Annotated in this window: 9 protein-coding genes, 1 tRNA gene and 2 pseudogenes; 9 read left to right on the top strand and 3 right to left on the bottom strand. The window is 51.3% G+C overall.

What is annotated here, in order from left to right; genetic code table 11:
- Positions 1-78: 78 nt before the first annotated feature.
- Positions 79-759 carry an outer membrane protein gene (locus ACUZ9Q_RS06960; RefSeq protein WP_192111742.1) on the bottom strand — a complete coding sequence of 227 codons (681 nt, stop codon included), beginning with the start codon at positions 757-759 and terminating at the stop codon, positions 79-81.
- On the opposite strand from ACUZ9Q_RS06960, the gene ACUZ9Q_RS06955 reads away from it, so the two are divergent.
- A complete protein-coding gene (locus ACUZ9Q_RS06955) occupies positions 758-952 on the top strand; it encodes a hypothetical protein (protein ID WP_192111741.1) in 195 nt (64 codons plus the stop codon). The genes ACUZ9Q_RS06960 and ACUZ9Q_RS06955 overlap by 2 nt on opposite strands.
- A gap of 47 nt (positions 953-999) precedes the next feature.
- Here ACUZ9Q_RS06955 and ACUZ9Q_RS06950 read toward each other — a convergent pair.
- Positions 1,000-1,076: transfer RNA gene (locus ACUZ9Q_RS06950), tRNA-Pro, on the bottom strand.
- Between the two features lie 281 nt (positions 1,077-1,357).
- Here ACUZ9Q_RS06950 and ACUZ9Q_RS06945 point away from each other — a divergent pair.
- The 3 genes and pseudogenes from ACUZ9Q_RS06945 (at position 1,358) to ACUZ9Q_RS06935 (ending at position 5,181) form a co-directional block, all read left to right on the top strand.
- Positions 1,358-1,719, top strand: a pseudogene (locus ACUZ9Q_RS06945) (DUF488 domain-containing protein).
- 277 nt (positions 1,720-1,996) lie between these two features.
- Positions 1,997-2,308 carry an ASKHA domain-containing protein gene (locus ACUZ9Q_RS06940; RefSeq protein WP_449247592.1) on the top strand — a complete coding sequence of 104 codons (312 nt, stop codon included), beginning with the start codon at positions 1,997-1,999 and terminating at the stop codon, positions 2,306-2,308.
- Positions 2,309-2,760: 452 nt separating this feature from the next.
- The gene (locus ACUZ9Q_RS06935; protein WP_449247591.1) at positions 2,761-5,181 is read left to right on the top strand and encodes a methyl-accepting chemotaxis protein; all 2,421 of its coding nucleotides are present in this window, start codon (positions 2,761-2,763) and stop codon (positions 5,179-5,181) included.
- Positions 5,182-5,267: 86 nt separating this feature from the next.
- Here ACUZ9Q_RS06935 and ACUZ9Q_RS06930 read toward each other — a convergent pair whose 3' ends face one another.
- Entirely contained in the window at positions 5,268-6,887 is a 1,620-nt protein-coding gene (locus tag ACUZ9Q_RS06930) for a sensor domain-containing diguanylate cyclase (RefSeq protein WP_449247590.1), read from the bottom strand.
- 1,017 nt (positions 6,888-7,904) lie between these two features.
- On the opposite strand from ACUZ9Q_RS06930, the gene ACUZ9Q_RS06925 reads away from it, so the two are divergent.
- The 5 genes and pseudogenes from ACUZ9Q_RS06925 to ACUZ9Q_RS06905 all read left to right on the top strand — a co-directional run bounded on the left by ACUZ9Q_RS06925 (position 7,905) and on the right by ACUZ9Q_RS06905 (position 15,299).
- Positions 7,905-9,449 (top strand): methyl-accepting chemotaxis protein, encoded by a 1,545-nt coding sequence (locus ACUZ9Q_RS06925; protein WP_449247589.1) that lies wholly within the window; start codon positions 7,905-7,907, stop codon positions 9,447-9,449.
- Between the two features lie 365 nt (positions 9,450-9,814).
- Positions 9,815-11,572, top strand: a complete 1,758-nt coding sequence (locus tag ACUZ9Q_RS06920; RefSeq protein WP_449247588.1) for a methyl-accepting chemotaxis protein — start codon at positions 9,815-9,817, stop codon at positions 11,570-11,572.
- Between the two features lie 405 nt (positions 11,573-11,977).
- Positions 11,978-12,703 carry an MIP/aquaporin family protein gene (locus tag ACUZ9Q_RS06915; protein WP_215646570.1) on the top strand — a complete coding sequence of 242 codons (726 nt, stop codon included), beginning with the start codon at positions 11,978-11,980 and terminating at the stop codon, positions 12,701-12,703.
- A gap of 94 nt (positions 12,704-12,797) precedes the next feature.
- Positions 12,798-14,294, top strand: a pseudogene (gene glpK / locus ACUZ9Q_RS06910) (glycerol kinase GlpK).
- Between the two features lie 330 nt (positions 14,295-14,624).
- Positions 14,625-15,299: an HD-GYP domain-containing protein gene (locus ACUZ9Q_RS06905; RefSeq protein WP_192111732.1), complete on the top strand. Its 675-nt coding sequence runs from the start codon at positions 14,625-14,627 to the stop codon at positions 15,297-15,299.
- The last annotated feature ends 262 nt before the right edge of the window (positions 15,300-15,561 follow it).

The raw sequence follows: 15,561 nt of genomic DNA, 5'->3' as shown, positions 1-15,561 counted from the left end.
GCGGCAACAACACATAAAAAAAGGGCCGGAGAAATTCCCGGCCCACTAATCTAGCTGACAGTTTGTCGTTTCCTATGCCTAGAACGTAAAGCGCAGGCCAAGGCTGAATTCATTGGCATACGGAGTATTGCCGATGGAAACCTTGTTGTCGTCAACACGCTTGCTGATGTCGGTATAGCCCAGCCCCACAAAGCGGTAGGCCAGATCTGCCGAGATGTTTTCCGTAAAGGCGTAGGAACAGCCCGCGCCGAGATTCCATGCAAAAACGGTATCATACTGCGTCAGGCTGCCGGAATCCCCATCGCCGTCAACGTCCGCAGTGTACTTGGTCTTGATGAATCCCATGCCAAGGCCGCCGCCTAGGTAGGGAGTAAAGGCCGTGGAGTTGTGGAAGTCCCAATATGCGTTGGCAAACAGCGTTTGCACGCCCCACTCGCCCTTAAACGATGCCGTGCTGCCATTAATCTGCTGATCCCAGGTTTTGGTCATATTGCTTCGTATGGCATATTCCAGTTCTGTGCGCATGGGCACCTGAAAATGCGGATAAAAGTCGTACCCCACAAAAATACCGCCCCCAACGGTGTTTTGCGAATACTGGCCAACGCCAAAACCCTTCACATCCCCGCTCAGAGAGAACGGGCCAGTGCTTTGAATGGAATCAATAAATTTCAAGCCGCCATAAACGCCGGTGTTTTCCGCAGCCGCAGGAGCAGCGAGTGCCAGGGACAGAACCAATGCAAGCATGAGACGCTTAAACATGATGACCCTCCTTGGTTTTGCCAAAAAAACAGGTTTGTTTTCTGCATATTCCTTTTTTTTCTTGACGACAACAGTCAGACAACTGTTTTTGGCACAAATTATGCGTGGTGAGGTAAAAAAAGACAGATTTTTTAAACTTACAGGCAGAGGAATCTGGCTTTTTGTCGGTAGGAAGCGGAAAAACAGCCGTTAGAAACGAGAAAAGGGAATCCATGTTTCCATGAATTCCCTTTAAATCTCTGGTCGGGATGAAAGGATTTGAACCTTCGACCCCTTGAACCCCATTCAAGTGCGCTCCCAGGCTGCGCTACATCCCGACGCGAAAGGTGTATCTACGCGGAACCGTCTGGCCTGTCAACTTATATAATCATTCCAAGATTTTTCATTTAACTGCGGCGCAAAGCGCCGCAAGTCCACGGCACACCACCATAATCTCCCGACTATACTCCCAATGCGGGCCGCCTTGCTCAAACCTCCTTCCATCCATCCGCTTGCGGGCGAAGGAATCTACCGAGTAAGTCACTGGCTATTTTGACTTGCATTGTCCCTCACGCTGCGCAATTTTATAAAAGCCGTCACTCCAACAGGATTACCTGACATGGATATTATTTTACGCCGCGTATACGCACACGATGTCGAACCAGCAGGAATACGGGTTCTTGTGGACAGGCTGTGGCCCCGGGGGATTTCCAAAAGCGCCGCCCTGTGGATGTGTGGCTTAAAGATATCGCCCCATCAGACAACCTGCGCAAGTGGTTCGCCCACGATGAAGCCAAATGGCCAGAATTCAAGGAGCGCTATTTCGCCGAGCTTGATGCCGCCCCGGCTGCTGTTGCGCAACTGCAAACCATCCTTCGCCAGAATCCGACCGTGATACTGCTCTACGCCGCCAAAGATACAGAGATGAACAATGCCGCGGCGCTGAGAGGTTATATTGAGGAGAAGGCAAGAGAGAATTAACCCTTTGGGGCTTTGCTCCCAAGAGTATGGCGCTCTGTTTGCCGCCAACAAGGACAATTCTGTTGGCGCATCTCCACCATCTGAACAGCCATCGCTTCAGGGCAATTTCTATAAAAATAGAGAGTGTACTAGCTATCTACTAAAGACACCCTAGTTTTATAGCACAATCATTTGCGTTCGTACCCTTAGTACTGTCGGCTGATTGCCGGATTTTCTTGTTGCGTACACATCCCGCTGTGCAGCCTTAAAACCATTGTGATAAACCGCCGGTAGGCGCTTGCTACAGAGGTATTCTGGCTGCCATTCGGGATCTGCTGCGCGCAGCCTCACGGCCTGCGGCATCAGCCCTCAATGTCTTGAAGACCATGTGGGCTTTCTGGGCAATACTTTGCGCTCATGTGTCTGCATGGCGTTTGTGTCGCAGCATGCGCGCAAAGCAATGAAAGGTATTTTCCGCAAAATTGACTATGTTGAACTGAGCACAAGACCAGGCTACACAGGCTGTTTGCAGCCAGTATACGTTTTTCATAAACACACGCAGTCATTACGTCATAACAATACCAATCGCATCATAACCTGTTGCCAATAAATATATAATTTTTTGAAAAAATATTCAAGAATATGATCTTACCGCGCAACACTTCATGCTACTACATTTGATCAAAAATACGCCAGAACACTACTACTTGCAGAACATATACAACTTGGGATAAAAGAATACAGCAAGTTTATATGCGATTTGCCATTCCAGAGCTCCTCCCCCCGGAGTTGGGTGAACTTTATTGGACCAGATGCGGCGGTGTGCATAATTATAAGTGTTACAGTGCGCCAGAGTGTCTGCCCCAAAAAGTCGTTCTCTGCTCCTCCCCCCTTTCAGGGCAGATTAAAGAACAGTTCAAAAAATGCTGTGCAACAAGATAAGATCGTGCTCAATGTGCGATTCTTTCTGTTCCGCTTTTTTTGCACTTGATGCCCAACCATTCTACCAGTGCTTATCCACAGGCAGAATGGTGTGGTACTTTACTCTGGAGCACCGTTATCATGGCTTTACGAAACATCAAACTTTCCGGAAAGTTGACGTCTATTGGAATAGCCTTTGTATTGCCGCTGGGCGTTTTGCTTTACATTTCTGTATCCAACATCAACTCACAAATCTCTTTCAGCAGTCTGGAAACCCAGGGCAACTCTTTCCAACGCCCACTGGAAAAGCTGCTGGAGTATCTGCCAAAAGCAACACAGCCAGACGGCCGGCGCAAGGTTGATCAGGCATTTGCCGAACTTGGGGCGGCAAACAGGCTTCATGGATCAGACCTGCAATTCACCGCTGATGGCCTAAAAATTCGTGGTCGCTCCCACCTTTTTCCGGGTGATGTTGCAGCCCGGTGGGAAAAGCTGAAAAGCAGGCAGAATGATGCCGCCGCGTTCAAAGAGGGGCTTGCACAGTTGCTGGAAGATATTTCTGGCATGATTACTCACTGCGGCGACACCTCGAACCTGATTCTTGATCCTGATTTGGACAGTTACTACACAATGGATATGACCCTGCTCACGCTGCCCCAGACCCAACGCAGAATCGCGTCAATCCTTGATTTTGGCAACACGGCCCTGCTCGAGTCCAAACTTGGAGAAACCGAACGGCGCGAGTTCCACACGCTGGCTGCAATGCTCCAGGAGTCCGACTATTCCCGCATTCTGGCTGATACCCAGACGGCCTTGAACGAAGACCCAAATTTCTATGGCGTCAGCCCTTCGCTTGCGCCCAAGCTTAAGGCCGCGCTTGAAAGCTACAAGGCGGCCACAGAACCTTTTATTGTCATGCTCAACAGTATTTCGTCTGGAGCAGCAATATCTCAGAATGAATTTATGGTCACAGGTGAAAAGGCACTTGATGCAGCCTTTCGCTACTGGGAAGCGTGCGCCGCTGAACTGGATGTATTACTGGCTGTGCGTATCGGTGATTATAAAACAAAACGCGCAACAATGCTCCTGGCAACGGGGCTTGCGCTGGTACTGGCCTCGCTGCTGTCATATCTGGTGGGGCGCGGCGTCACGCGCACCATCAGAGGCATGGTGGCGTATAGCAACGCAGTTGCGGCGGGCAACCTCCACGCTATTCTTGGGGCTGACGGCAGCACAGCCGAACTTAATCAACTGAAAAAAGACCTCGAAGCGATGGTGACGGCACTCAAGGAAAAGCTTGGATTTGTGCAGGGAATACTCGGCGGCGTTGCCACCCCCTGCCTGGTGGTTAACCAGGAAGGCCGCATCACATATCTGAATCAGCTCTTGTGTGATTTTCTGGCTATGGAACAAAGGGCCGATACGCACTTTGAAGCTCATGTAACAAGTATTTTTCGCTACAATCCAGAAGTATCAGACGTAATACTCGCCGCGCTCAAAGACAAACAGTCAACCCCTGGCCGCACACTTGAAGGGCGCGATACAAAAGGCAAAGCATTTTTCATAAAACTTGATGCCACCCCCATATATGATCCGGCAGCAACTTTTATTGGTTGTTTTGTCCAGTTTACAGTCCTTACAGAACTCCGGGAACAGGAGGAAAAACTGATCACCTCAAACAGGCTTATTTACGAAACTGCTGAACAGGCCGGATCCATTGCCGGGCAGGTTTCAACGGCAGCAGCGGAGCTTTCAACGGTTGTGGAGCAAACGAGCAAGGGCATGAACACATTGCATGTCCGTACGGCTGAGGCCGCTGTGGCCATCAGTCAGATGAACGCCACCGCTGTGGAAATTGCCCAAAATGCCTCCGGTGCAAGCCAGCAGGCAGATAAAACCATGCAGCAGGCCAAGAAAGGTGCTGCTACAGTACAACAGTCGGTTGCTGCAATTAGCCGCGTGAAGGGACAAACAGACATTTTGAAAAAAGATATCAGCGGCCTGGGCGATCAGGTCGCCGACATCGGGCAGATCATGGATGTCATCACCGATATTGCCGATCAGACCAACCTTCTGGCTTTAAACGCCGCTATTGAAGCAGCTCGTGCTGGTGAGGCTGGCCGCGGATTTGCTGTGGTTGCTGATGAGGTCAGAAAGCTTGCAGAAAAAACCATGAGAGCTACTGCAGAGGTCAGCTCTGCCATAACCGCCATTCAATCTGGCGCTGGCAAGGCTGCTGAAGGTATGGGAGATGCCGCTCTGGCCGTGCAAGAAGCAACGCAACTGGCGGATCAATCCGGCATAGCATTGCATGAAATTCTGGAACTGGCGGGGTTAACCACTGATCAGGTGCGCTCCATTGCGACCGCTGTTGAAGAACAGTCGGCAACAAGCGAAGAAATCCACCATGTGTTGAATGAAGTCAGCGGCGTGGCAGATCAAACAACCAGCGGAATGGAACGATCTGTAACTGCGGTGGAACAGCTCGCATTACAGGCGGGGGCGCTCAACAAGCTTATTCAAAAAATCAGCGGCAAAACCTGCCAGCCATCCGACGCTTAATCTGCAAAAAGCGCAGTATGGCTGATTAACAAAAGGGCTGGCCCGATTCGCGCAGCGTTCCACAACGCATATCTGCGGTTGCCGCCTCAGGCTGCAACCACCACGGCATCACGCCCAGCTTCCTTGGCGGCATACAGGGCTTTATCTGCCCGGATCAGCATGACGGCCAGTGCCGCCTCTGCGGATTCGGGTGATTCCGCCATATTCGCCATATCTGCGCATACAGCCACCCCGATGCTTATTGTTACCGAAAGCTCGTTGCCGTCACTCAGCAAGGGGTGTGCTGCTACTGCGTGTCGTATGCGATGGGCAAGCTCTTCACCTTGCCGGGCATCCTTACAGGCAACAAGAACCACAAACTCCTCGCCTCCGTAGCGCACAAGGAGGTCTGCACTGCGCACGCTGGCATTGATTATCCGCGCGGTGTGCTGCAACACCATATCGCCGACATTGTGCCCAAAAGTGTCGTTGATACTTTTAAAGTGGTCGATATCAAGCATCAGACAAGCGCACTGCTGGCCTGCTGAATGCGTTTTTTTAAGAAATTCCGCCCCCATAGCCTGCAAAAAACGGCGATTGTGCAGGCCTGTGAGAGCGTCTTTCAGGCTCACAGCCTCGGCCTTTTTGATCTGCCTGGCGACCCTGAAACTCATTACTGTAAACGCATCAAACAGAATCCTGAGTTCGCTGGGCATATTCTTCTGGTCACACAATTGCCCTGTTGCCTCGTAATTGTTTTTACGCAGCTCGAGCGCATAGGCCGTAAGCTCCTCAAGCGGAGCTTCAATACTGCGGCAAAAGCGCAGCATCAGTGGCATCATAAACAATACTGCGCAGAGCGATCCAAGGCCGACAAAAATAGTAAGCCACCGGTATCCTGCCAGAATTTCGTCTACTGACCGAAAATACACCAGCCGCCAACCACCATGCCCAACGGCAACTGAAGCGCCGAGCATGCGCACGCCCTGATCGTTCACGAATATCTGACCAGCTTCGCCAAGCTGCATAAGCTGCAAGGGTATTTGCCTTGCAGCATCATCTGCATTGCTTGCAACTGCCCTGTGGGGTGCAAGTATGTTTCCTTGCGCATCGCACAGTATCAGCCCCTGCTTGTCCGGCACAAAAGATCCGTGCAGCCATGCGTCCAGCTCGCCCACGAGAATGGATAAAAATACGACTCCGTCAAATTCCCCAGCCTGATTCGTCACTGGCATTGAAAACATGCACACAGGCTTGCCGGAAACCCGCCCTTTGATTCCTGTAGTAATTGCACTGAGGCCCATCATTGCCTGTTTAAAATAATACCTGTCGCCACCGTACAAACCAGGTTTGCCCATAGAGTCAATTTCTGAAATGCCCTGTGCATTGACAAATACAGCGGCAGAAATGCCTGTATGGCTTTCATCGTAATCGCTAAATTCTTTTGCAGCACTCTCCATATCTGATCTGTGTGCCTTAATAACCTTTGTCAAAAATAACACATCCTGAAAGCACACATCTACATAGGCTTTAATTGTATTTTTATTTTGACCCAAAATTTCAGCAAGCTGTTTTTTTTCATTTTCAATAAGTCGTTCTTGCTGAAAGAAAATAAAAAAAAGCGCCGCAATGGTAATTGGAATGCAGACAATAGCAATAGTATAGGCGCGAATACGCCCCCTGATCGTATCAAATCGAAAAATACTCATAAGTCTATGTTTGTTCATTACCATCTCACTGACTGCCAGATTTTATTTTTTTGCCTGCCTGAAATTATTAGCAATATCTGTTCCAGTACATTTTTGTTTCCTGTCAAAATATTGGTAACAAACCATATATCCTGCTGATTCGATCAATAATAAGGAAATGGAGGTAATTTTTCAGGATACAAACAGTGTGATAACTCATTATATTTATGCTGAAAAAGAACTATAAAAAATGTCTTGAGACAGGGTACATGCCAATCAATTGAGACCGTCCCAAGGGTATCAACTTATCGGATAAAATTTTTTCATGTTTATACCGGATATATAGTAAAAATACAGATGGGATAAAAATATTATTGAGCTTCATCATCTCTTTAAAATACTGTAAAAGTATGAATCGAGTTATTATGAACAGTTTTTAGTGCAGAAGACCTATGCACACTACCAAGGCCGTAGCAATCAATTCGTAAACTAGATAGCTTAATTTTAATAATAGCACACTGTAAAGTCAGGACAATATCATTAACATCACTACAAAAATTATGGCACTATTTCCAAAGCAAATATTATCGAATATTATATTTTTAGACATTTGTTTTTCGCACGATCGTCAGCATGTGAAAAAAATATTTATATTTATGAAACATAAACAATGTAACATAAATTCCGAAAATGAAATTGCAGCATCACTACTATTGATACCAACGCATGACGCGGCTTTGATAAACAGAAAACAGTTTCTGCCGATGCGACTTGTTAGCAATATTGCGCTGTAAATCGCTCATATTTGTTATTACTATTGCCAATGGAGGAACTGTTTTGATCAGCCAGATACTGCATACGTTACGCGGAAAATTCATCCTCACTATTTCTGTTGGGGCCATTGCCATGGCCGGGCTATTTTGTTTTTCGTTGCAGGCAATTAACAATATTGAGATCAAATATGCCCACACCCGCGATACCGCCATCGCAGGCAGAATTATTGCCCTGGAAGTAACAAAAAATATAAATTATTTTAGTCGCTTAACAAGAAACATCATGCTTGGCAGCAATATTGACAAAGATCTCAAGCAAATAGACACAGCCATTGCCGCCGTAAAAAAACACTTTGCCACACTCTCCTCCCTCAAGCTGCCCGCAGACTCCAAAGCTTTGACGGATAAAGCTCATGAGGCGGCCATTGCATTCATGAACAACGGGCAGAGCCTTGTAGCTCCCTTAAAGGATATCCCCGCGGACCAGCGCTACCTCACCTACAAAACCTATGAAAAGGAAGCCACTCCCTATGCCGTGGCATTTCGCGAACATTTTGAAAAATTTGACGCAAATATTACCGCCCTTGCTGAAACAGCCATGGCCGAAATGAATGATGACATCGCATCGCGGCGCACCCTGATGTGGATCGAATTTATTTTTGCCATTTGCCTGGTGTATTGCGCAGGATATTTCCTGACCAACAGGGATCTGCGCGCCATGCGCCAGTGTGTGTCTTTTGCCTCTACCCTTGGCGCCCAGCAGTCAGATGAACGCCTCGCTGCCGGAAGTTTTGCCAGCCTGAGCACTCTGGCTCTGGCGCTGAACAGCACGGCAGACAATCTGGCAAACTACCGCAAGGCTTCTTCCACTGCACAGGCCGAAGCCGAGCATGACCGCGAAGAAGCCAGAAAAGCCCTAGCGGAAGCCCAAAAAGCGCAAGCTCTTGCAGAGAACGCCAAAAGCGAAGGGATGCTCCACGCTGCCCGCCAACTGGAAAATGTGGTCGAAATTGTCTCCAGCGCTTCGCAGGATCTTGCGGTCAAGATAGACCAATCCCGCAGCGGAGCTGACGATCAGTCAGGCCGTGTGCGTGAAACAGCCACGGCCATGGAGCAAATGAATGCCACCGTGCGCGAAGTTGCCCAAAATGCGCAGCAGGCCGCCGGCATTGCAGACCAGACCCGACAACAGGCGCTGGAAGGCGCGCAGATTGTCAACGATGCGGTCAAGGGCATTGAGTCGGTGCACACGCAATCCCTTGCCATCCGGCAGGATATGGACGTGCTGGGCAAGCAGGCCGAAAGCATCGGGCAGGTGATGGGCGTTATTGCCGACATTGCCGACCAGACCAACCTGCTTGCGCTCAACGCCGCCATAGAAGCCGCCCGGGCAGGCGATGCCGGGCGCGGCTTTGCCGTTGTTGCTGATGAAGTGCGCAAACTGGCGGAAAAAACCATGTCTGCCACTCATGAGGTGGGTCGGGCCATTGGCGATATTCAGGCCGGGACGCGAAAAAATATTCTGAATGTGGAACAGAGCGCCAGCGCCATTGAGGAGGCGACCAAGCTTTCCATTCGCTCCGGCGATTCGCTTAAGCAGATTCTTGAGCTTGTTCACCTGGTGAATGATCAGGTACAGGCCATTGCCGCTGCAAGCGAACAGCAATCTGCCGCCAGTGAGGAGATCAACAAGTCTGTTGAGCAGGTTGCAACCATCTCTGCCGAAACGGCTCAGACAATGGAAAATGCCGCGCATGCCGTTGATGGTCTTGCGCAGCAGGCGCAGGTGTTGCAAGGGCTTATCCGCGACATGAAAAATCAGGGCTGAAGCTCCTGAGTGCAGTCTTTCCTTGCGAAAGGCCGTCCATCACCGGGCGGCCTTTTTGCGTTGGTGCAGCAATCTTTGCGCACGCGCATCCCGCAGTTTCTGAAATCGATAAGCAATATTTTCACGCCTCAGTGTATGGACACAGTCCGCAAGGCGCATTAGGCTGTTTATAACCAAAATGCTTGGAATGCTCCCATCTGCATTCCAGGCAGCTTTGCAGGGCATCACATACTCCGTGGTACATGGCAACTGCGAGAATTATTTCCACGTTTAACATATCAATTTCATTAGTTTATAACTGTGTAATACTTTTGTCCGCACTTGCTGCGGGCCATTCAACCTCATGCTTTTGGGGGAGGCGCACCATGCAGTTAAAAGTAGCAACCCGGCTTTGGCTGGGCTTTGGTTCCATTTTTTTTCTGATACTGCTCAGCGCCTTGATCATGCGCCATAACCTGAGCCAGGCCGACCTCCTAGCCGACACGACGGCCGATGAAAGCATGCCGCTGGCCATGCTGGCTGCGGATATGAAGCTGCAAACCGTGCAGGTGCAGCAATTCCTGTCTGACGTTTCCGCAACGCACAACCCTGATGGGTACAAAGAGGCGCAGGAAGCCGCCGATACCTTTCATGAGCATGCAAAAAAATTCGAAAACAAATTCGCTCTTGAGAACAACAAAAAATCACAGGAGAGGCTTGCCGCACTGGTCAAGTCGTTCGACGCCATGTACGCGTTGGGCCGCAAGATGGCTGATACTTACATCAACCAGGGCATAGAGGCTGGCAACGAACTCATGGAAGATTTCGACAATGCCACAGAAGCCCTCACAATTGCTCTGGAACCATTTATTGAAGAACAGACCGGCGTGGCAAGCCATAACCTGGACACGTTAAAGGACGAGCTTGCCGCAAGCCTGATCCTGCAATGGGTTCTGACCGGAATTTCAATTATTACTGGCTCGCTTGGGGCATTTTTTACAATCCGATCATTCATGGCGCAACTGGGAGCGGAACCTGCCGATGTAGCAGAAGTGGCGCGCAAAATTGCCCACGGCGATCTTGAAGTGGATATGAGCCTGCACGGCAGCCGTAAAAACTGCGGCCTGTTTGCCGCCATGCGCGAGATGCGCGACAAACTGAGCGAAAGCTTCACCCAGGCCTCAACGCGGCAGGCTGAGGCAGAACTGCAAGCCGAAACAGCCCGCAAGGCAACTGCCGAAGCCCAGCAATCAAAGCTGATGGCTGAAAGGGCCAAGGCGGAAGGCATGTTGCAGGCAGCCCAGCAACTTGAAGAAGTAGTTGAAGTAATCTCTGGCGCTGCGGAGCAGCTTTCTACGCAGATAACCCAATCCAGCCGTGGAGCGGATGAACAGTCAAACCGTGTGCACGAAACTGCCACCGCCATGGAAGAAATGAATGCGACAGTGCTTGAGGTTGCCAAAAATGCCCAACTCGCAGCAGGGGTTTCTGGCAACGCTCAAAAACAGACCATTGAAGGCGTGCAGATTGTGAGCACTGCGGTTGAGAACATTAAGTCCATTCATGCAAAATCATTGGCAATCAAGCAGGATATGGGGGCATTGGGCAAACAGGCCGAAGCCATTGGGCAGATCATGAACGTCATTGCGGATATTGCCGACCAGACAAACCTGCTTGCGCTCAACGCCGCCATTGAGGCTGCCCGTGCTGGCGATGCAGGCCGGGGCTTTGCCGTGGTGGCTGATGAAGTGCGCAAACTTGCAGAAAAAACCATGACAGCCACCCGTGAAGTTGGGGATGCCATCAGCGGCATTCAGCAAGGCACGAGAAAAAATATTGATAATGTGGAAGACGTGGGCGCAGCCATTGAAGAAGCAACCACGCTCTCTGCCCGTTCTGGCGATGCATTGCGGCAAATACTTGAGTATGTAGAGCATGTTAACGATCAAATCCAGGCAATTGCCGCTGCAAGCGAGCAGCAGTCGGCAACCAGCGAAGAAATCAACAGATCGGTCGAGCAAGTCGCAACCATTTCTGCCGAAACAGCGCAGGCTATGGATCACGCAAGCAAGGCAGTGGGTGCCCTCTCCCAGCAGGCGGCTGCACTGCAAGGCCTTATACGCGACATGAAAACTAACGGCTGATGCGCCTTTTATTCCCATTATACATGGCCGCCTTCGGGCGGCCTTTTTAGTTTGCTGACAATTTTATGCTACAAACGACCCAAATGAACAAACATTTAAGAATGATAATTTTTACTGTTTGTAACAATTGTAATGTACTTGCAATCTTTTTTTCATCCCATTATATATCAAATATAGGATTAGTATTCCTTACAAACATATAACCAATTGTGATGCTTTGGCTCAATCTGCATCAGACACGCACGTTTTGTAAAACGACACCTAAATACCAAAGAGCCTTCGGCATCCAAGCAGAAAGGAACATTGCGCCAAGCAGTCCCCCCATTTTACCAGCAAGCTATTGGAACAGGAGATGGCAAACCGCAAGGTTTGCAACCATATCAACTACTTGTGAAGGATCTGCCCATGACCAACCTTCTTGGTGAATTTTTTGGAACGATGATGCTGATTACCTTTGGTGCTGGCGTTGTTGCCTGCGTTTTGCTTAAAGACTCCAAGGGCAACGGCGGCGGCTGGATTGTTATTACCGCGGGCTGGGGTTTTGCCGTTATGCTCGGCGTATTTACCTCGGTGGCTCTGGGCGCGCCCCAGGCTGACCTCAATCCGGCCGTGACCCTGGCCAAAACCATGCTTGGCGTCTACGGCGCGAGTCAGGCTTTCGTAACCATGCTTGCGCAAATCGCTGGCGGCTTCACCGGAGCTGCCATTGTCTGGCTTGCCTACCTGCCCCATTGGGCACCCACTGAAGATCCCGGCCTCAAACTGGCTGTTTTCAGCACCGCCCCTGCCATCCGCAGCTACGGTCAGAACTTCCTGTGCGAAGTTATCGGCACGTTCATGCTGCTTTTTGGCATCTTTGCCATTTTCCACACCAACAATGGCACCCTGCCTTCTGGTTACGGCCCCTACATGGTGGGCATCCTTGTGTGGGCTCTGGGCCTCAGCCTTGGCGGCCCCACCGGTTACGCCATCAACCCCGCCCGCGACCTTGGCCCCCGCATTGCGCATGCGGTGCTGCCCATTGCTGGCAAGGGTTCTTCTGACTGGGCCTATGCCTGGATTCCGGTGTGCGCTCCCATGGTCGGCGCTGTGCTTGCCTATGTTGTGTGCAAGGCCATAGGCCTGCTCTAGACCGTTTTGAGCAACTCCGTGCTGCCCAGCGTACAGGTTTTCAGACTTCTGCGCGCTGCGGCAACAAACATCAACAATGCTTTCGGAGGATTATATGGCTCATAAATACATTCTGTCTCTTGACCAGGGCACTACCAGCTCGCGCGCCATTCTTTTTGACCGCGACGCCAATATTGTTCAGGTTGCGCAGCGGGAATTCACCCAAATATTCCCCCAGCCCGGCTGGGTTGAACATAACCCCAATGAAATCTTTGACACGCAGTCTCATGTTGCCAAGGAATGCCTGAAACACGCCAACGTGCAGAGCAACGAACTGGCCGCAGTTGGCATCACCAACCAGCGCGAAACCACTGTTGTGTGGGACAAGGCCACCGGCGCACCCGTATACAATGCCATTGTGTGGCAAGACCGCCGCACGGCTGGCTTTTGCGACCAGTTGCGCGCTGCGGGCAAGGCTGAGGTTATTCGTCAGAAAACCGGCCTTGTGCTCGATGCCTATTTTTCCGGCACCAAGGTGCGCTGGATACTCGACAACGTGCCCGGCGCTCGCGCCAGGGCCGAAGCGGGCGAACTGCTTTTCGGCACCATTGATACCTGGCTTATCTGGAACTTCAGCAAGCGCGGCGCGCATGTGACCGACCCTTCCAATGCCAGCCGCACCCTGCTCTTCAACATCCACACTGGCCAGTGGGATGATGAACTGCTTGAAATCATCGGCGTGCCGCGCGCCATGCTGCCCGAAGTGGCTCCCTCCTCCAGCGTTATGGCGCAGACCCATCCCGAATTTTTCGGTTAGGCTGTGCCCATTGCGGGCGTTGCTGGCGACCAGCAGGCCGCTACCTACGGCAATGCCTGCATGACCGAAGGCATGGCCAAAAACACCTATGGCACGGGCTGCTTCCTGCTGCTCAACACCGGCACCAAGGCCCGCGAAAGCAAAAACAACATGCTGACCACCGTGGCGTGGGAAACGCCCAAGGGCCGTTATTACGCCCTTGAGGGCAGCGTTTTTGTGGGCGGCGCAGTGGTGCAGTGGCTGCGCGACGGCCTTGGCTTTATCCGCGATTCTTCTGAAATGGAAAGCCTTGCCATCACCGTGCCGGACAACGGCGGCGTGTACCTTGTGCCCGCCTTTGTGGGCATGGGCGCTCCTTACTGGGATCAGTACGCCCGAGGCACCATGGTGGGCATCACGCGCGGCACCAACCGCGGGCACATTGCCAGGGCGGCGATTGAATCCATTGCTCTGCAGACCCTCGACATCATGGAGGCCATGCAGAAAGACGCGGGCGTTCCCCTGACCACCCTGCGCGTGGACGGCGGCGCAAGCCGTAACAACATGCTCATGCAGTGCCAGGCCAACCTCACAGGCGTGGTTGTTGAGCGCCCCATGGTTACGGAAACAACCGCCCTTGGCGCGGCCTACCTTGCCGGTCTTGCTGTGGGCTTCTGGGAAAGCGAAGAACAGCTCTGCGCCCAGTGGAAACTTGACCGCCGCTTTGAACCCAACATGCCCGAAGACCGTCGGCAGGAACTGCTGCACCAGTGGCACCGCGCTGTGGAGCGGGCCAGAAGCTGGATTGAGGAATAAGTTTCGCTCCCGCTAGATCCGGGCGCACAATGTACAAACAACAGGGCTGCTCCATTGGGGCGGCCCTGTTTTGCGTGGCGATCAGGCTTTGTTACGAAATCAGCTTCGCAGGTTATGAGTTGCTATATATTTATAACATGTTGTTATTGAATACCATTTTCTGATTATTATGTGTATTATCTACCTTGCAAATTTTTACGGATGTGGCTAATTTGACATTGAAATTAAATTTCAAACCTGCTAATTCGAGACCTCATCTTAAGAGTGTTTTCAATCCTGCCTGCACGTCTGAACGTGAGCCGCGCGTTTCGCCGACCATAAGGATACGTAATGTTGTGTCATTCTCGCCTTAACCTTGCCGAAAGCGCCACCCGCCGCGAAAAACTCGTTCCTTGCAGCTCTGCGGTGACAGAAATCATCCACCAGCTTGCTGAATCACTCGGCAAGGCCATAGACGCCAAGGATACCTATACCCTCGCCCATTCAGAAGAAGTTGCCATCATTTCGCAGGCTTTGGCCCTTGCGATGGGCCTGGGGCACCAGGCTGCCGATATAATCCATGTGGCTGGTCACCTGCATGATCTTGGCAAAATTGGTGTTCCTGACGACATTCTGGCCAAAACATCCGCTCTTACTCCCAAGGAATGGCTGGCAATCCGCAAGCATCCAGACATGGGGGCCGACATTCTTGCTCCCATAGCCTGCCTTCGGGATTGCGGCATTGTGGATATGGTGCGCGCCCACCATGAGCGTTTTGACGGCAACGGTTACCCGCAGGGGCTTAAGGGCGGGCATATTCCCCTGGGCGCGCGCATCATCACCGTTGCGGATAGTCTTTCTGCCATGCTGCAATCACGCCCCTACCGCCAGGCCAAGAGCTTTGACGAGGCCTGCCGTGAAATCATCAAAGGCACTGGCAGCCAGTTTGACCCGGATGTGGTCAAAGCCTTTATGAGCATCAGGGACAGGTTGCGCGACCTTGTTGCCATGTTGCGTGTGGACTGAACACCCATAAAAAACATACCAGAAAATCCAGCAGATGGGCTTGAGCGCAACATCCTTCACAGTTTGCAACCTGCGGAACCTGCGGCCCATGCTGCTGCCGGGCATCTGCAATTCAAGCAGTCACCCCATGCAAACTGTTTGACTGCCTTAAAGTAAGTGGTTAAATTGTCGTTTTGGCAAATGCACGGCCCACGCTGTGTTTCGTGAGATTTTGTCCTCACGGTGTGGATGCTGATGGTTGCAGCGCAGCGCAAACGCACGG

This window comes from Desulfovibrio desulfopostgatei (assembly GCF_053570645.1).
The sequence above is the reverse complement of the archived record's forward strand: the minus strand, read 5'-3'. Positions and strand labels throughout refer to the sequence as shown.